This is a genomic window from Pseudomonas sp. 273, from assembly GCF_029201425.1.
Taxonomy (GTDB): domain Bacteria; phylum Pseudomonadota; class Gammaproteobacteria; order Pseudomonadales; family Pseudomonadaceae; genus Pseudomonas; species Pseudomonas delhiensis.
This window is the reverse complement of the sequence record NZ_CP116775.1, coordinates 5,268,212-5,285,513: the sequence shown is the minus strand read 5'-3', so window position 1 is coordinate 5,285,513 and position 17,302 is coordinate 5,268,212. Positions and strand designations below refer to the sequence as shown.

Annotated in this window: 11 protein-coding genes and 2 pseudogenes; 5 read left to right on the top strand and 8 right to left on the bottom strand. The window is 68.3% G+C overall.

Going from position 1 to position 17,302, the window contains the following annotated elements; genetic code table 11:
- Nucleotides 1-325 precede the first annotated feature (325 nt).
- Together ppnN and PKO50_RS24075 are read right to left on the bottom strand one after the other, a co-directional pair.
- The gene (gene ppnN, locus PKO50_RS24080; RefSeq protein ID WP_109934940.1) at nucleotides 326-1,702 is read right to left on the bottom strand and encodes a nucleotide 5'-monophosphate nucleosidase PpnN; all 1,377 of its coding nucleotides are present in this window, start codon (nucleotides 1,700-1,702) and stop codon (nucleotides 326-328) included.
- A 229-nt stretch (nucleotides 1,703-1,931) separates the two neighbouring features.
- Nucleotides 1,932-2,833: pseudogene (locus PKO50_RS24075) on the bottom strand (alpha/beta fold hydrolase).
- Nucleotides 2,834-3,323: 490 nt separating this feature from the next.
- Here PKO50_RS24075 and PKO50_RS24070 point away from each other — a divergent pair.
- Nucleotides 3,324-4,175, top strand: a complete 852-nt coding sequence (locus tag PKO50_RS24070; protein WP_109934939.1) for a transporter substrate-binding domain-containing protein — start codon at nucleotides 3,324-3,326, stop codon at nucleotides 4,173-4,175.
- Entirely contained in the window at nucleotides 4,172-7,054 is a 2,883-nt protein-coding gene (locus PKO50_RS24065; RefSeq protein WP_275627422.1) for an HD domain-containing phosphohydrolase, read from the top strand. The genes PKO50_RS24070 and PKO50_RS24065 overlap by 4 nt, the downstream gene beginning before the upstream one ends.
- 397 nt (nucleotides 7,055-7,451) lie before the next feature.
- On the opposite strand, the gene PKO50_RS24060 is transcribed toward PKO50_RS24065, so the two are convergent.
- Both PKO50_RS24060 and argF read right to left on the bottom strand, forming a co-directional pair.
- Nucleotides 7,452-8,525: an ABC transporter ATP-binding protein gene (locus PKO50_RS24060; protein ID WP_275627421.1), complete on the bottom strand. Its 1,074-nt coding sequence runs from the start codon at nucleotides 8,523-8,525 to the stop codon at nucleotides 7,452-7,454.
- A gap of 128 nt (nucleotides 8,526-8,653) precedes the next feature.
- On the bottom strand, nucleotides 8,654-9,571 hold the full coding sequence (gene argF, locus PKO50_RS24055) for an ornithine carbamoyltransferase (RefSeq protein WP_275627420.1): 918 nt from the start codon (nucleotides 9,569-9,571) through the stop codon (nucleotides 8,654-8,656).
- Nucleotides 9,572-9,887: 316 nt separating this feature from the next.
- Between argF and PKO50_RS24050 the strand changes: the two are divergent.
- The 3 genes and pseudogenes from PKO50_RS24050 (at nucleotide 9,888) to PKO50_RS24040 (ending at nucleotide 13,652) form a co-directional block, all read left to right on the top strand.
- Nucleotides 9,888-11,982: pseudogene (locus tag PKO50_RS24050) on the top strand (molybdopterin oxidoreductase family protein).
- 103 nt (nucleotides 11,983-12,085) lie between these two features.
- A complete protein-coding gene (gene grxD, locus PKO50_RS24045) occupies nucleotides 12,086-12,412 on the top strand; it encodes a Grx4 family monothiol glutaredoxin (RefSeq protein WP_058070522.1) in 327 nt (108 codons plus the stop codon).
- A gap of 79 nt (nucleotides 12,413-12,491) precedes the next feature.
- Complete coding sequence (locus tag PKO50_RS24040) at nucleotides 12,492-13,652, top strand: MFS transporter (protein WP_275627419.1); 1,161 nt, start codon at nucleotides 12,492-12,494, stop codon at nucleotides 13,650-13,652.
- 40 nt (nucleotides 13,653-13,692) lie between these two features.
- Here the strand turns inward: PKO50_RS24040 and bfrB are convergent, their stop codons facing one another.
- From bfrB to pyrC, 4 genes are all read right to left on the bottom strand, one after another.
- Nucleotides 13,693-14,169, bottom strand: a complete 477-nt coding sequence (gene bfrB / locus PKO50_RS24035; protein WP_009618404.1) for a bacterioferritin BfrB — start codon at nucleotides 14,167-14,169, stop codon at nucleotides 13,693-13,695.
- A gap of 208 nt (nucleotides 14,170-14,377) precedes the next feature.
- Entirely contained in the window at nucleotides 14,378-14,593 is a 216-nt protein-coding gene (locus PKO50_RS24030) for a bacterioferritin-associated ferredoxin (protein ID WP_089394108.1), read from the bottom strand.
- An 870-nt stretch (nucleotides 14,594-15,463) separates the two neighbouring features.
- Nucleotides 15,464-16,138, bottom strand: coding sequence for a ribonuclease T (gene rnt / locus PKO50_RS24025; RefSeq protein ID WP_109935142.1), 675 nt, complete (start codon nucleotides 16,136-16,138; stop codon nucleotides 15,464-15,466).
- Nucleotides 16,135-17,181: a dihydroorotase gene (pyrC, locus tag PKO50_RS24020; protein ID WP_109935143.1), complete on the bottom strand. Its 1,047-nt coding sequence runs from the start codon at nucleotides 17,179-17,181 to the stop codon at nucleotides 16,135-16,137. The genes rnt and pyrC overlap by 4 nt, the downstream gene beginning before the upstream one ends.
- Nucleotides 17,182-17,302 lie beyond the last annotated feature (121 nt).

The window sequence follows — 17,302 nt, the reverse complement described above, 5'->3', positions numbered from 1 at the left end:
CGCTCCCTCTCCCCAGCCCTCTCCCTGAAGGGAGAGGGGGCTAGTCCGTGCCGAGAGAAGTGATGGTTTCAGCCGGTAGCTTTCGGTGTTGCCGGCTAACTCCAGAACATCCACGTCTGCCCAACGGTCCCCTCTCCCTTCAGGGAGAGGGTTAGGGAGAGGGCGCGGAGGTTGGCATGGCAGCGGCGCCGCCGGTTACCTCGTTCGCGAGCAAGCTCGCTCCTACGAAAAGCTGGCCGATGCCCGGGCGCAATGCGGCCCCCGTAGGCGCGGGCCCTGCCCGCGATTCGCGCGCAGGGCGCGCTCCTACAGGGAATGGCGCAGGTCAGCCCTCCACCACCCGGTAGCACGGCTCGTAGGCCGCGCCGCCCGGCAGCTTCATCCGGTGCTGCTTGACGAAGGCGTGCAGCAGCTCGTCCAGGCGGCGCATCAGCGCCGGTTCGCCGTGGATCTCGTAGGGGCCGAACTCCTCGATCGCCCGCACGCCCTTTTCCTTGACGTTGCCGGCGACTATCCCGGAGAACGCCCGGCGCAGGTTGGCCGCCAGTTCGTGGGGCGGCAGGTCGGTGCTCAGCTGCAGGCCGGCCATGTGCTCGTGGGTGGGGTCGAAGGGGCGCTGGAAGCCGACGTCGATCTTCAGCAGCCAGTTGAAGTGGAAGGCGTCGTTGCGCTCGCGGCGGAACTGCTTGACCTCCTTCAGGCCCTGGGCCATGTGCCGCGCCACTTCGGCGGGGTTGTCGACGATGATCTGGTAGCGCCGCTGCGCCGCCTCGCCCAGGGTGGCGCCGACGAAGGCGTGCAGTTGCTCGAAGTAGGCCGAGGCGCTGCGCGGGCCGGTGAGCACCAGGGGGAAGGGCAGGTCCTGGTTGTCCGGGTGCATGAGGATGCCCAGCAGGTAGAGGAACTCCTCCGCCGTGCCGACGCCGCCGGGGAAGATGATGATGCCGTGGCCGACGCGGACGAAGGCCTCCAGGCGCTTCTCGATGTCCGGCAGTATCACCAGCTCGTTGACGATGGGGTTGGGCGCCTCGGCGGCGATGATCCCCGGCTCGGTCAGGCCCAGGTAGCGGCCGCCGTGGTGGCGCTGCTTGGCATGGCCGATGGTGGCGCCCTTCATCGGCCCCTTCATCACGCCCGGGCCGCAGCCGGTGCACACGTCCAGGTTGCGCAGGCCCAGCTCGTGGCCGACCTTCTTGGTGTACTTGTATTCCTCGGTGCTGATGGAGTGGCCGCCCCAGCACACGACTATCTTCGGCTCCACGCCCGGGCGCAGGGTGCGCGCGTTGCGCAGCAGGTGGAAGACGTAGTCGGTGATGCCCTGGGAGGTGTGCAGGTCGACGCGCTGGTCGTCCAGTTCGTTGGCGGTGTAGACGATGTCGCGCAGGGCGCTGAAAAGCATCTCGCGGGTGCCGGCGATCATCTCGCCGTCGACGAAGGCGTCGGCCGGCGCGTTGACCAGTTCCAGGCGCACGCCGCGGTCCTGCTGGTGGATGCGTACCTCGAAGTCGCGGTAGGCGTCGAGGATGGTCTTGGCGTTGTCGATGCGCGCGCCGGTGTTGAGGATGGCCAGGACGCACTGGCGGAACAGTTGGTAGACGCTGCCCGAGCCGGCTTCGCTGAGTTGCTGGACTTCGCGCTGGGACAGGGTTTCGAGGGTGCCCTTGGGGCTGACCGAGGCATTGATGGTGGGTCTGGGGGACATTACAGCTTCCATTGGTGCGGATGCCCGGGAGGGCACCTGGGTACTCGACCGCGCGCTGGCGGTGTCCTGCCCCGGTGTGGCCGCAAGGGCGGCCCGGTGAGGGTGGGGCTTATCCGGATAGTAGTGCGTGGGGAGCGAGGCGGCGAGCCCTGCGGATTGCCATCACGGCTGCGGGCCGGCCTCGGCCGCCCGCCACAGGGGCGGGAGCCGGACGACGGGGAAGGGGCGTTCAGCCGGCCAGGGCGGCCAGCGGAATGCCCTCGTGGTTGGGCAGGTAGCCGTTGCCCAGGGACAGGCTGACCGGCTGGCGCTGCGGTTTCAGGAAGCCCAGCAGGGTGTCGCGGGTGTCCTGCCAGCCCTGCTTGTGCTCGACGTCGATGAAGTGCCCGGCGTTGCGGATGGTGCGGAACTCGCAATCGCGGATCAGCTGCTGGAACAGCTTGGCCTCGGCCGGGGTGGTGTAGAGGTCCAGCTCGCCATTGACGAACAGCAGCGGGATGTCGATGGCGGCGAACTTCTCCATGTAGCTCTCGGCGCTGAGCTGGAGCACCTGGCGGATGTGGAAGTGCATCTGCCGGTACTCGTGCTCCTCCAGGCTGGCGACGTGGCGGAAGTTGTAGCGCTTGAACAACTGCGGCAGGTAGCGGCCGATGGTGTCGTTGACCAGGTTGGCGACGTTCGGCCGGTCGCAGGCGCCGAGGTAGTCCAGGCCGCGGTGCAGGTAGTCCAGCATCGGGGCGTTGAGCAGCGGCGAGAAGGAGCTGATCACCGCCTTGCGGATGCGGCTCGGGCGCTGCGCCAGGGCCAGCAGGGTGGCCACCCCGCCCAGGAGAAGGACATCACCACGTCGGCGCGGTAGTGCTCGATCAGGCCCAGCAGCAGCTGCGCCTCGTACTCCTTGCTGATGAACTCGCGGCAGTCGTTGTGCGCCTTGGACCCGCCGGCATAGGGCTGGTCGTAGCAGACCACGTTGAAGTGCGGTTGCAGGTATTTCACCGTTTGCGCAAAGGAGGCGGTAGTGGACAGCGAGCCGTTGACCAGGATGATGGTCTGGCGTGCTTCCCTGTTGGCGTGGAACTCCGTGTATACCCGGTGTTGCAGAATCTCGACGACGGCGGTTTCCGGCCTCATGTCGCTTCCTCCAGACGCAGCTCGAATGGATGCACCCCACGATCGGGTGCGAGAGAACTACCAGGCAGAAGGAAAGCGCCTCGAGGTGACAGCTTCATGTCACCCGGCGAAAGTTCATATTTTCTTTATTTTCAAAAACTTATAATTGCAAAAGCGAAGCGTCGAACCTCTTTTCGAGGGCCGTGCGCGGGGCTTTCGAGGCAGGTAGGAAAGGCCGGGCGGGGAAGTGCCGGGCGGAAAAATCTTCTTGGACGTGATGCGTGACCGATGAGTCACGCATGGGGCAGAGTTAAGCAGGACGGTTCGTCGACCGCAACCCTGTGCCGGGCGTTTTCCCACTGCCGTCGGCCGGGAATCCGACGAACTGCGTTTTTCCGGCAAAAGGCCAGCGCCCTATTACACTTTCCTTCAGTCGTTTCCTGCGAATCCTCCAGCCGCGGAAGAGGTCGTTGCGCTCCTCCCTGGCCGACACAATGGATGGGTCGGATTCATGGTCGTGCACCCTGTTTTGCGAACCGGGCTGGCTTTCGCCGTGCTGGCCTGCCTGTGCCTGCCCGCGGCCGCGGACGATCGCTACGGCTGCACGCAACCCGTGCGCCTGGCGTTCTACCGCAACCAGGTGTTCTACCACGACGGCAAGGGCCTGGACGCCGACCTTGTGGCCGAGCTTGCGCGCCGCACCGGCTGCGCCTTCGAGGTCTCGGTGCGGCCACGGGCGCAGATCTGGACGGCCCTGCAGCGTGGCGAGCTGGACATGGCCACCAGCGCCGTGGCCACCGCCGAGCAACGCCGCTACGCCTACTTCGTGCCCTACCTGCACTTGCGCGAGCGGCTGATCGTGCCGCTGGACCTGTCCGCCGACCTGCACAGCCTGGACGACTTCCACGCGCTGCCGGGCGTGCGCCTGGGCGCGGTCGCCGGCTACAACCACGGCCCCTACCTGGACGCCATGCTGCGCATCCTGCGCAGCGAGGGGCGGGTGCGCGAATACGTCGACGAGACGGCCTGCTTCAACGCGTTGCTGGGGGGCGAGGTGGACGGGCTGATCGGCCACGAGCTGAGCCTGGCCGGCCTGCTCCACGACCCGGCGCTGCGTCACCGTTTCCGTGGCATCGACGTGGCCCGCGGGACCGGCGTGCCGCGCAGCCTGGTGCTGGCCCGCGGGCGTTTCAGCGCGGCGCAGAGCGCGCAGTGGCAGCGCCTGTTCGAGGACCTGCGGCTGGACGGCTCGCTGGCCCGCATCTTCCTCGGCAACGCGCCGCTGGACGTCGCGGCGTCGCTTCTCGACAACGGCTACCGACCGACGCCCGATGGGCTCGGCGAACAGGACGAGGCACCATGAGGGCAGACAAGCGCGGCATTCCCCTGCAGGTCCTGGTGACCGGCGCCATCATCCTGAGCATGCTGGTGCTGGCCGTGTCGCTGCTGGTGCAGGGCTACCGCGGCGTGGAAGGGGCGCTGGTGACGGCGGCGGGCGAGTCCGCGGCGCAACTGGGGGTGACGGTCAACGAGCGCATCCGCCGCCTGCTCGACCCGGCGCAGAACACCCTGCGCCTGCTCAGCTACGACGGCATCTCGCAGACCGACAACCTGCCGGCGCGCCTGGAGCGCCTGCCCATGCTGGCGGAGAACCTGCGCGCCAACCGCACCCTGAGCGCGCTCTACGTCGGCTACCCGAACGGCGAGTTCCTGCTGATCCGCGCCCTGCGCACGGCGAAGGCGCGGCAGGCGCTCAAGGCGCCGGACAAGACCCTCTACCTGGTGCAGAGCCAGACCCTCGGCGAGCAGGGCGCGCTGGTCGGCGAATGGCGCTTCTACGATGCGCGGCTGCAACTGCTGCAGCGCCAGGAACGCCCCGACTACCGCTACGACCCGCGCCAGCGTCCCTGGTACAAGGACGCCTACACCGGCAAGGGCACGGTGCTGACGCAGCCCTACGTGTTCTTCACCACCCAGGAGATCGGCCTGACCCTGGCCCTGCGCAGCGTCGACGGCGCGGCGGTGATCGGCATGGACGCCTCGGTGGACGACCTGGCCACCGAGATGGGCGACCTGCGCCAGACCGCCAACACCGAGCTGGCGGTGCTCGGCGCGCAGAACACGGTGATCGCCTACCCGGACCTGGAACGCCTGCTGCGCCACGACGACCACGAGGTGCGCCTGGCCCACCTCGACGAACTCGGCGTGCCCAGCCTGGAGCGCCTGGTGGAACTCGGCGGCCCGGCCGGCACGCCGCAGCGCTACCAGGTGGCGGGCGAGGACTGGTACGGCATCTGGGTGCCGCTGGTGAACTTCGCCAGCGGCCAGGCGCGGGTGCTGATCGGCATCCCGGCCGACGAACTGCTGGCCGGCGCGCGCCAGGTGCTGTTGCGCCAGGCCGCCTGGAGCGGCGCGCTGCTGCTGGTCCTGCTGCTGCTCGGCTGGCTGATCGGCCGGCGCATCGCCCGCCCGCTGCGGGCCCTGGCCGACCAGGTGGGCGCGCTGGCGGCCTTCGACTTCGCCCGGCCAGTGGGCGTCGACTCGAAGATCCGCGAGGTGCGCGAGCTGAGCCGGGTGCTCGGCGGCATGTCGCGGACCATCCACAACTTCCAGGGCATCACCCTGAGCCTGAGCCGCGAGACGCGCCTGGACAGCATGCTCGCCGAGGTGCTCACGCGCCTGGTGGAGGCCACCGGCGTGCGGGGCGGCGCGGTGTACCTGCTGCAGGAGCAGGACAACCGCCTGGCGCAGGCCTGCGCGGTGAACGGCGGGCACTACCCGCAGTCGCTGCTCATCGAGGGCTTCGACGAGGCGCAGCTGGCCAGCCTGGTGGACCAGGCCCTGAGCGGCCGCGGCCGGCACATGGAGGTGCCGCTGCGCAACCGCAGCGAGGAACTGCTGGGCATGCTGGTGCTGCAGCTGCAGGAGGAGGGCGAGCGCCGGCGCCAGCCGCGGCGGCCGTTCAAGCGCTTCGTCGAGGAGCTGTCCGGGGCCGCCGCCGTGGCCATCGAGACGCGCCAGCTGATCGAGGCGCAGCAGCGCCTGCTGGACGCCATCATCAAGCTGCTGGCCGATGCCATCGACGCCAAGAGCCCCTACACCGGCGGCCACTGCGAGCGGGTGCCGCAGCTGGCCGACATGCTGGTGCAGAAGGCCATCGACGACCGCGACGGGCCCTACGCGGCCTTCGCCATGAGCGACGCCGAGCGCTACGAATTCCAGATCGCCGCCTGGCTGCACGACTGCGGCAAGATCACCAGCCCCGAGTACGTGGTGGACAAGGCCACCAAGCTGGAGACACTGTACAACCGCCTGCACGAGGTCCGCATGCGCTTCGAGGTGCTCTGGCGCGACGCCGACATCCGCTACTGGCGCGGCCGCGCCGAGGGCGGCGAGGAGGCCGTCCTGGGCGAGCGGCGCGATGCCGAGCAGCAGGCGCTGCGCGAGGACTTCGCCTTCGTCGCCCAGGCCAACGTCGGCGGCGAGTTCATGCGCGACGAGGACATCGAGCGCCTGGCGCGCATCGGCGAGCGCCGCTGGTGGCGGCACTTCGACGACCGTATCGGCATTTCCCACGACGAGGCCGAGCGCCTGGCGGCGACGCCGGCCGAGCCGCTGCCGGTGGAGGAGCGCCTGCTGGCCGACAAGCCGTCGCACCAGGTGCCCTGGGGCGAGCGCAAGCCGCCGGTGGCCCGGGACGACCCGCGCAACGCCTGGGGCTTCGACATGCGCCTGCCGGCCTTCGCCAGCCACTACGGCGAGCTGTACAACCTGGGCATCCGCCGCGGCACCCTGACCGACGAGGAGCGCTTCAAGATCAACGAGCACATCGTCCAGACGCTGATGATGCTCAGCGCGCTGCCGCTGCCCCGGCACCTGCGCCGGGTGCCGACCATCGCCGCCAACCACCACGAGAAAATGGACGGCACCGGCTACCCGCGGCGGCTGTCGGGCGAGGACATGAGCATTCCCGAGCGGATCATGGCCATCGCCGACATCTTCGAGGCACTGACCGCCGCCGACCGCCCCTACAAGGCGCCGAAGACGCTCTCCGAGTCGCTGAAGATCCTCGCCTGCATGGCCCGCGACCGCCACGTGGACGCGGGGCTGTTCCGCCTGTTCGTGGCCAGCGGCGTCTACCGCGAATACGGCGAGCGCTTCCTGCGCCCGGAGCAGATGGACGTGGTGGACGAGGCGGCGCTGCTGGCGATCGTCGAGGCGGACCAGGCGGAGAAGGCCTGAGCCGCAGCGTAATGCTGTTCACTACGGCGTTATCCGCCGAATCGCGGACAGAGTCTGCTACGTTGCAGGCGAGCATGGCTTCTCGTAGGAGCGAGCTTGCTCGCGAACCCTGGGTTTCCTCGTTTGCGATAGTTCGTAGGGCGCATAACGCCTACGGCGTTATCCGCCAAATCGCGGACAGAGTCCGCTCCTACGGTTCCAGGAAGCACGGACGTAGGAGCAGACTCACCGGCCACGCCGGACGCCCCGGTAGCACGGCCAACGGCGGATAACCGCGAACGGTTATTCGCCCTACGGTCGGGCACGGTCGTAGGCGGACTTCGTCCGCGATTGGATTCACCGGCTACGCCGGACGCCCCGGTGGCACGAACAGCCCCCTTTCCTTCCGGGGGCCGCGTCAGCGCGGCGAGTCCAGCGCCACGCTGCCCTCGGCCTGGAACAGCACCAGGTGGTCGGTGGCCACGCCGATGCCGACTTCCTCGCCCGGCTGGTGGTCGGCGTGGCTGGGGAAGATCGACTCCAGCAGGGTGCCGGTGGCCAGTTGCAGGCGGTACAGGGTGGCCGCGCCGAGGAACGACTTGCCGACGATGCGCGCCTTCAGCGGGCCCTGCGGGGCGTAGACCAGGTCGTCCGGGCGCAGCAGCACGTCCACCGCGCTGCCCTGGGGCAGGCTGTAGGCGCGGTTGCCGCGCAGCACGCCCAGTTCGGTCTGCACGCTGTCCGGGTCAAGCATCTGCCCGCGGATGAAGTAGCCCTGGCCGATGAAGCTGGCGACGAAGGGCGTCTGCGGCTCGTGGTAGAGGTTGAAGGGGGTGTCCCACTGCTCCAGGTGGCCGTGCTTGAACACGCCGACCTGGTCGCTGACGGCGAAGGCTTCTTCCTGGTCGTGGGTCACCAGCACGGCGCTGGTGCCGCGCGCCTTGAGGATCTCGCGGACCTCGTGGCTGAGCTTGCGGCGCAGCTCCACGTCGAGGTTGGAGAAGGGTTCGTCGAGCAGCAGCAACAGCGGCTCGGGGGCCAGCGCGCGGGCCAGGGCCACGCGTTGCTGCTGGCCGCCGGACAGCTCGTGGGGGTAGCGCCGGCCGAGCTTGTCGAGCTTCACCAGCTCCAGCAGCTCGGTGACGATGCGCCGGCGCTCGGGGTGCTTGCGGATGCCGAAGCCGACGTTGTCCTCCACCGTCAGGTGCGGGAACAGCGCGTAGTCCTGGAACACCATGCCGATGCGGCGCTTCTCCGGCGCCAGGGTGAAGCCGGGGCGCGAGATGGTCTCGCCGGCCAGGTGGATCTCGCCTTCCTGCACCGGCTCGAACCCGGCGATGGCGCGCAGGGTGGTGGTCTTGCCGCAACCCGAGGGGCCCAGCAGGCAGCCGATGTCGCCGGCGTTCAGGTGCAGGCTGACGTCCTGCACCACGCGCTGTTGCCCATAGCCACAGGAGAGGTTTCTGAGTTCGAGCAACAGCGGTCGGGTCATGGATGGTGCCGTGGAGAAAGAAGCGGAGGCAGAGAGTTTACACGTGGCGAATGAGAATTACTCGCCAACGCGATGCCGGCGACCCCGTGCCGCACGGCAGGCCGGGGCCGTGCGGCGGCAATGAGGGCTCAGGCGTAGTGGGCGTGTTCGACCAGCAGTTCGAGCAGCGCCTTCTGCGCGTGCAGGCGGTTCTCCGCCTGGTCCCAGGCCACCGAGCGCGGGTCGTCCAGCAGGTCCTCGCTGATCTCCTCGCCACGGTGCGCCGGCAGGCAGTGCATGAACAGCACGTCCGCGGCGGCGCCGTCGAGCAGCTCGCGGCTCACCTGGTAGGGGCGGAAGGTGCGCAGGCGCGCCTGGGCCTCGTCTTCCTGGCCCATGGAGGCCCAGACGTCGGTGCTCACCAGGTGCGCGCCGGCCACCGCCTCGCGCGGGTCGCGGACCACGCGCACGCGCTCGCCGGCCAGGGCCTGCAGCGCGGCGCTGGGCTCGTAGCCCTCGGGGCAGGCCACGCGCAGTTGGAAGTCGAAGCGGATGGCCGCCTCGATGTAGCTGTTGCACATGTTGTTGCCGTCGCCGATCCAGGCCACGGTCTTGCCGGCGATGCTGCCGCGGTGTTCGTGGAAGGTCTGCATGTCGGCCAGCAGCTGGCAGGGGTGCAGGTCGTCGGACAGGCCGTTGATCACCGGCACCCGCGAGTTGGCGGCGAACTCGATGAGGGTGCTGTGGGCGAAGGTGCGGATCATCACCGCGTCGACCATGCGCGACATCACCTTCGCCGCGTCGGCGATGGGCTCGCCGCGGCCCAGCTGGGTGTCGCGCGGGGAGAGGAAGATCGCCTGGCCGCCGAGCTGGATCATGCCGGCCTCGAAGGAAATCCGCGTCCGGGTGGAGGCCTTCTCGAAGATCATGCCCAGCACGCGGTTCTTCAGCGGCTCGTAGAGCACGCCTCGGTCGCGCAGGTCCTTCAGCTCGCTGCCGCGGCGGATCAGACCGAGGAGTTCGTCGGTCGTGTAATCCAGCATCGAGAGGAAGTGCCTTGCGCTCATGATTCAGTACCTACTGCTTATTCTCAGAGTTGCGACCGAGGGTCTGGCCGGCTTTTCGAGAAAAAACGGACTGAACCTGCGGCCTGACCGCATGCAGCGGAAATTTAGGGGGAAGACGCGATCCTATAAGGAAATTACGCATTCACGCAAGTTTGCCGCGGAGCGCCCCGCCGGGCAGCTGCGCGGCCCCGATTCGCGCCTATATCCCGCGATTCACTGCACTTAGGCTTGTGGCGCTCGCCGCAGCGCCGTTCCATAGTGCTCGCTCTGGTAACGACCGGCCCGCGAAGGTCGGCGCAACAACAAGAGGCGAGCCATGAGCAAGACCCTCCACCACCGTGCGTGCCACCTGTGCGAGGCCATCTGCGGCCTGACCATCGAGACCGAGGAACAGCGCATCCTGTCGATCAGGGGCGATGCGCAGGACAGCTTCAGCCGCGGCCACGTCTGCCCCAAGGCGGTGGCCCTGCAGGACATCCAGAACGACCCCGACCGCCTGCGCCAGCCGATGCGGCGGGTCGGCGGCGAGTGGCAGCCGATCGCCTGGGAAGAGGCCTTCGAGCTGGTCGCCGCGCGCCTGGCGGAAATCCGCGAGCGCCACGGCAACGACGCCGTGGCCGTGTACCAGGGCAACCCCAGCGTGCACAACTACGGACTGATGACCCACAGCAACTACTTCCTCGGCCAGTTGAAGACGCGCAACCGCTACTCGGCCACCTCGGTGGACCAGTTGCCGCACCACCTGGTCAGCCAGCAGATGTTCGGCCACGGCCTGCTGATCCCCATTCCGGACATCGACCATACCGATTTCATGCTGATCCTCGGCGGCAACCCGCTGGCCTCCAACGGCAGCATCATGACCGTGCCGGACGTGGAAAAGCGCCTCAAGGCCCTGAAGGCCCGCGGCGGCCGCCTGGTGGTGGTGGACCCGCGGCGCACCGAGACCGCGGCGCTGGCCGACCAGCACCTGTTCGTCCGCCCGGGGCAGGACGCGGCCTTGCTGCTGGGCATCCTCGACGTGCTGTTCGGCGAGAACCTGGGGCGCGCCAGCCACCTGCCGGTGGCCGGGCTGGACGAGGTGCGCGCGGCGCTGGCGCCCTTCGGCGTCGAGGCCATGGCCCGGCGCTGCGGCGTGCCGGCGGCGGATATCCGCGCCCTGGCCCGGGACTTCGCCGCCGCCGACAAGGCGGTGTGCTATGGGCGCATGGGCGTCTCCACCCAGCGCTTCGGCACCCTCTGCCAATGGCTGGTGCAACTGATCAACCTGGTCACCGGCAACCTCGACCGCGTCGGCGGCAGCCTCTGCACCACGCCGGCGGTGGACCTGGTGGCCAGTACCTCCGGCGGCGCCTTCGGCCGCTGGCGCAGCCGGGTGTCCGGCCTGCCGGAATACGGTGGCGAGCTGCCGGTGGCGGCGCTGGCCGAGGAAATGCTCAGCGAGGGCGAGGGCCAGGTCCGCGCGCTCATCACCGTGGCCGGCAACCCGGTGCTCTCCACCCCCAACGGGCGGCGCCTGGAGCAGGCCCTGGACGGCCTGGAGTTCATGCTCGCCATCGACCTCTACATCAACGAGACCACGCGCTACGCCGACCTCATCCTGCCGCCCACAGCGCCGCTGGAGCACGAGCACTACGACACCACTTTCAACGTCTTCGCGGTGCGCAACGTCACCCGCTTCAACGAGGCGGTGCTGCCCCGGCCGGCCGGCGCGCTGCACGACTGGGAAATATTCGTCGGCCTGGCCAGGGCCTATGCCGCGCGCCAGGGCACCGAGCTGAAGCCGACGGCGCCGCCGGAGCAGATGATCGACATGGGCCTGCGCTTCGGCCCCTACGGCGATGCCAGCGAGCACAAGCTGAGCCTGGCGCGCCTGCGCGAGCACCCCCACGGCCTCGACCTGGGCCCGCTGCAGCCGAACCTGGCAGCGCGGCTGAAGACCGCCAGCCACCAGGTGGAGGCCGCGCCGGCGCTGTTCCTCGCCGACCTCGGGCGCTTCGCCGACACCCCGGCGCCGGCCGAGGGCCAATTGCTGCTGATCGGCCGCCGCCACGTGCGCAGCAACAACTCCTGGATGCACAACTACCACCGCCTGGTGAAGGGCAAGCCGCGCCACCAGTTGCTGATGCACCCGCAGGGACCTGGCCAGCCGCGGCCTGGTGGACGGCCAGCGGGTGCGGGTACGCTCGCGGGTGGGCAGCGTCGAGATCGAGGTGGCGGCCAGCGACGAGGTGATGGCCGGGGTGGTCAGCCTGCCCCATGGCTGGGGCCACGCGCGCCCCGGGGTGCAACTGGCCATCGCCAGCGAACAGGGCGGCGCCAGCGCCAACGACCTGACCGACGAGCGCCACCTGGACACGCTGTCCGGCAACGCCGCGCTCAATGGCGTGCCGGTGGAGGTGGAGGCGGCCTGAAGTCGGCGGTAAAGCCGAGCGCGGTGCTCGGCTTTCCGGTACACTGCCGGCAAAGTACCGGCTGCATGGCCGGGCAGTAGCGAAGTTCAGCCGAGGTTAGCCAATGGACATCATCGATACCATCAAAGAGCAGATCGCCAACAACCCCATCCTGCTGTATATGAAAGGTTCGCCGAACGCTCCGCAGTGCGGCTTCTCCGCCCGCGCCGCGCAGGTGCTGATGGCCTGCGGCGAGAAATTCGCCTACGTCGACATCCTGCAGAACCCGGAAATCCGCGCCAACCTGCCGAAGTACGCCAACTGGCCGACCTTCCCGCAGCTGTGGGTGGGTGGCGAGCTGGTCGGGGGCAGCGACATCCTCGTCGAGATGTTCGAGAAGGGCGAACTGCAGCCGCTGATCAAGCAGGCCGTCGGCAACGCCGAAGCCTGATCGACGGCGTAGCCGTCGTAGCGAAGAACCCCGCGCCAGCGCGGGGTTTTTCATTTGTGCGGGGAAGGGATTCGAACCGATGGACGACCGCAAGAGGGCCCGCGCGGCCCGTTGGGCCTGCGCCTTCTGCTTCGGCGCGGGCGGGCTGGTGCATGGCAGCGTCATGGGGCGCATCCCGGCGCTGAAGAGCCTCACCGGCGTCGACGAGCAGGCGCTGGGCCAGGCGCTGCTGGGCGCCGGGCTCGGCGCGCTGCTGGCGTTCTCCTTCGCTGGCGCCCTGGTGCGCCGCCTCGGCAGCCGGTGGGTGACACTGGCCAGCGCCGCGGCGCTGCTGCTGGTGTTCCCGCTGCTGGGGCTGTGCCACGGCTGGTGGGAGCTGGCCCTGGCGCTGCTGCTGGTGGGGCTGACCTTCGCCACCCTGGACGTGGCGATGAACACCCAGGCGGTGGAGGTGGAACGCCTGCTGGGCCGGCCCTGCCTGTCCAGCCTGCACGGCATGTACAGCCTCGGCGGCCTGCTCGGCGCGCTGGGCGCGGCGTTGCTGGCGGGGCTCACGCCGTTCTGGCATTTCAGCCTGCTCACCGTGCTGGCGCTGCTGGCCCTGCCGCTGTTCGGCCGGCGCCTGCTGGAGGGGCGCAGCGAACCGCAAGCCGAGGCGCAACCGCGCCGGCGCGGTCCGCGGCTGCCGCCGGCGGCGCTGGTTGGCCTGGGGCTGCTGACGCTCTGCGCGTTCGTCTCCGAAGGCGCGGTGGCGGACTGGAGCGCGCTGCTGTTGCACAGCGTCCTGGGCGCTTCGGAGCGGGTGGCGGCGCTGGGCTTCGCGGCCTTCTCGGCGACCATGGTGGTCGGCCGGCTGTTCGGCGACCGCCTGCGCCTGCACGTCGCCGACGTCGCCCTGGTGCGCGGGCTCAGCCTGCTGGCCATCGCCGGCATGCTGCTGGCGCTGTTCGGCGGCCGCGTCGAGCTGTCGGTGGCGGGCTTCGCCCTGGTCGGCCTGGGCCTGTCGGTGGTGGTGCCGATCCTCATCGGCGCGGCCGGCAACCGGCCGGCCGTGGAGGCGTCCAGCGGCGTCGCCGCGGTGGCGTCGTTCGGCTATGGCGGGCTGCTGCTGGGGCCACCGCTGATCGGCATCCTGGCCGAGCACATCGGCCTGCGCCTGGCATTGCTGGTGGTGGTGGGGCTGTGCGCGGGGCTGCTGTGCTGGGCGCACCTCGTGCGCCGCCCGCAGCAGGCGGGGTAGAGCAGGGCCGGGGCGCCGCGCAGGGCGGCGCCCGTAGCCATCAGTCGTCTTCGTGCATGTGCGACTGCAGGTAGTTCTCCAGGCCGACCTTCTGGATCAGGCCGAGCTGGGTCTCCAGGTAGTCGATGTGCTCTTCCTCGGACTCGAGGATGTTCTTGAGCAGGTCGCGGCTGACGTAGTCATGCACGCTTTCGCAATGCACGATGGCGTCGCGCAGGTCCTTCGCGGCCTTGAGTTCCAGGTTCAGGTCGCACTGCAGCATTTCCTGGGTGTTCTCGCCGACCAGCAGCTTGCCCAGGTCTTGCAGGTTGGGCAGGCCCTCGAGGAAGAGGATGCGCTCGATGAGCTTGTCCGCATGCTTCATCTCGTCGATCGACTCGTGGTACTCGTGGGCGCCGAGGCGCTTCAGGCCCCAGTCGTTCCACATGCGCGAGTGCAGGAAGTACTGGTTGATGGCGATCAGCTCGTTGCCGAGGACCTTGTTCAGATGCTGGATGACTTTCTTGTCGCCTTTCATGCCGAGTCCTGCCGTATGGAGTGGGGTAGGACTGAAATTTTGGGCTTCTTATAACCTGATGTCAAACGTAAGCTATTGATTTAGTTATAAAAAGGAATATGAATACGAATGTTTTCATTCCGCAGTTAGACGCTAAATACTTGAATTGCGGGCATAAAAAAACCGGGCCTGGGCCCGGTTCTTCTGGCGTATGCCGAATCGGCATCGCTCAACTGGCAGCATAGGCCAGCGAGTAGTTCATCGATTGCGCGCCCTGCAGGTCACCGAGGGTCTCGCGCACCACCTGCTTGGCGAGGCAGGCGCACTTGCCGCACTGGGTGCCGACGCCGGTGCTTTCGCGCACTTCGCGGTAACTGCAGCATCCCTCGTAGATCGCGTCGCGGATCTGGGTATCGGTAACACCTTGGCAGAGGCAGACGTACATGGATGGCACTACTGGTGTGGGGTTGTTGGCGTCGATACTAATGTTAATGAGAATGATTGTCAAAGTTTGAGGGGCGACATTCCGGCATGGCGACGAATGGTCTTTTTGAGCTGCGAAGGGTGAGTCAGGCCCGCCTCGCCGTAGGGCGGATAACCGTTCGCGGTTATCCGCCGTTGGCCGTGCCATCGGGGCGTCCGGCGTGGCCGGTGAATCCAATCGCGGACGGAGTCCGCTCCGGTCGTGCTCGCGAACGGTGCTTACCGGCGGCGGCTGTGTTTCTGACTGGCTCCACTCCCTCTCCCCAACCCTCTCCCGCAAGCGGGAGAGGGGGCTGGCCTGAGTGGTCGGGAAGCAAGGCGCCATCCTTTCCCCTCGTCACTCCCGCGAACGCCGGAACCCGTAGGGCGGATCCTGAACCAATGGTTCCAGGAGGCACGGTCGTAGGAGCAACTGTCTTGCAGGCTGCGCCGCCTCTTTCCAACCCGTAGGGCGCATAACGCCTACGGCGTTATCCGCCGCGGCCGTCGGGCACCGGCGTTCCGGCCGGCGGCGGATAACCGCGAACGGTTATTCGCCCTACGGTCGAGCACGGGTGTAGGACTCCGTCCGCGATTGGACCCGCAGGCCCTGCCAGCCTCTGCAGTGGCATGAACGAAAAAGCCCCGCATCGCAGGCTGTGTGAAAACCCGAGCGGCTCTTCGAAGAGAGCGTTCCTACGTGAAATCTGAAGAGGCTTGGCTATTCAGCCAATCCAGAATCCGCGTAGAAACGCGAAATCCAGGTTGTTTTTTAACCAGCGGGACCGATCCTGAGGTTTTCACACAGCCTGATCGGCGGGGCTTTTTCATGGCAGTGGCTCAAGGACCAAAATCAGTCCTCATCCTCCATCCACCCACCACATTCCTTCCACCGGTTGACGATCCCGCAGAACAGCTCGGCGGTCTTCTCGGTGTCGTAGCGCGCCGAGTGCGCCTCGCGGTTGTCGAACTCCATGCCGGCGGCCTGGCAGGCCTTGGCCAGCACCGTCTGGCCATAGGCCAGGCCGGCGAGGGTGGCGGTGTCGAAGCTGGAGAACGGGTGGAACGGGTTGCGCTTGAGGCCGGTGCGGTTCACCGCGGCGTTGAGGAAGCCGAGGTCGAAGCTGCTGTTGTGGCCGACCAGGATCGCCCGCTTGCAGCCGTTGGCCTTCAGCGACTTGCGCACGCCACGGAAGATCTCGGTGAGTGCCTGCTCCTCGGCCACCGCCATGCGCAGCGGGTGGTCGAGCTTGATGCCGGTGAACTCCAGGGCCGCCGCCTCGATGTTGGCGCCTTCGAAGGGCTCGACGCGGAAGAAGTGGGTATGTTCCGGGAACAGGTAGCCGTTCTCGTCCATGCCGATGGTCACCGCGGCGATTTCCAGCAGGGCGTCGGTGGCGCAGTTGAAGCCGCCGGTCTCGACGTCCACCACCACCGGCAGGTAGCCGCGGAAGCGGCGCGCCATGGGGTGGCGCGGGCCGGGGGGGAAGTTGCCGTCGAATTCTTCTTCGTAGTGCTCTTCACTCATGCGCCGGCCTCCAGCAGGCGCCAGCGCAGTTTTTCGCCGGCGCGCAGGGGCACCACCTCATGATCGCCGAAGGGCAGGCTGGCGGGCGCCTGCCATTCCTCGCGGACCAGGGTGATGCTGTCGGCGTTGCGCGGCAGGCCGTAGAAGTCCGGGCCATGGAAGCTGGCGAAGGCTTCCAGCCTGTCCAGGGCGTTGCGCTGCTCGAAGGCTTCGGCGTACAGCTCGATGGCGGCGTAGGCGGTGTAGCAGCCGGCGCAGCCGCAGGCCGCTTCCTTGGCGTGGCGGGCGTGGGGCGCCGAGTCGGTGCCGAGGAAGAACTTCGGGCTGCCGCTGGTCGCGGCGTCGAGCAGGGCTTCCTGGTGCACGTTGCGCTTGAGGATCGGCAGGCAATAGAAGTGCGGGCGGATGCCGCCGACCAGCATGTGGTTGCGGTTGTACAGCAGGTGGTGGGCGGTGATGGTGGCGCCGACGTTGGCCGGGGCGGCCAGGACGAACTGCGCGGCGTCGCCGGTGGTGATGTGCTCGAAGACCACCTTGAGGGTGGGGAAGCGCTCGACCACGCGGGCCAGGTGCTCGTCGATGAAGCGCTTCTCGCGGTCGAACACGTCCACCTCGGCGCGGGTCACCTCGCCGTGCACCAGCAGCGGCAGGCCGACCTCGGCCATGGCTTCGAGCACGTGGAAGATGTTGTCGATGCTGGTCACGCCGGAATCGGAGTTGGTGGTGGCGCCGGCCGGGTACAGCTTGGCGGCGTGGACGAAGCCGCTGGCCTTGGCGTTGCGCACGTCCTCGGGGCTGGTGCGGTCGGTGAGGTAGAGCACCATCAGCGGTTCGAAGCGGCTGCCGGCCGGGCGCGCGGCGAGGATGCGCTGGCGGTAGGCGTCGGCTTCGCCGGCGTTGCGCACCGGGGGCACCAGGTTGGGCATGACGATGGCGCGGCCGAAGGTGCGCGCGGCATCGCCGACGGTCTGGGCGAGGGCGGCGCCGTCGCGCAGGTGGATGTGCCAGTCGTCGGGGCGCAGCAGGGTCAGGCGGTCGGACATGGGGATACCAGAGGACGATTTGCAGCGGAGTTAAGTAGGGAAATGCTACCGGAAAAGCCCGTCGCCGGCACTCGCTATCAAGTTTTACCGGCCCTGTCCGATATCTCCTGGGTACTTTCCA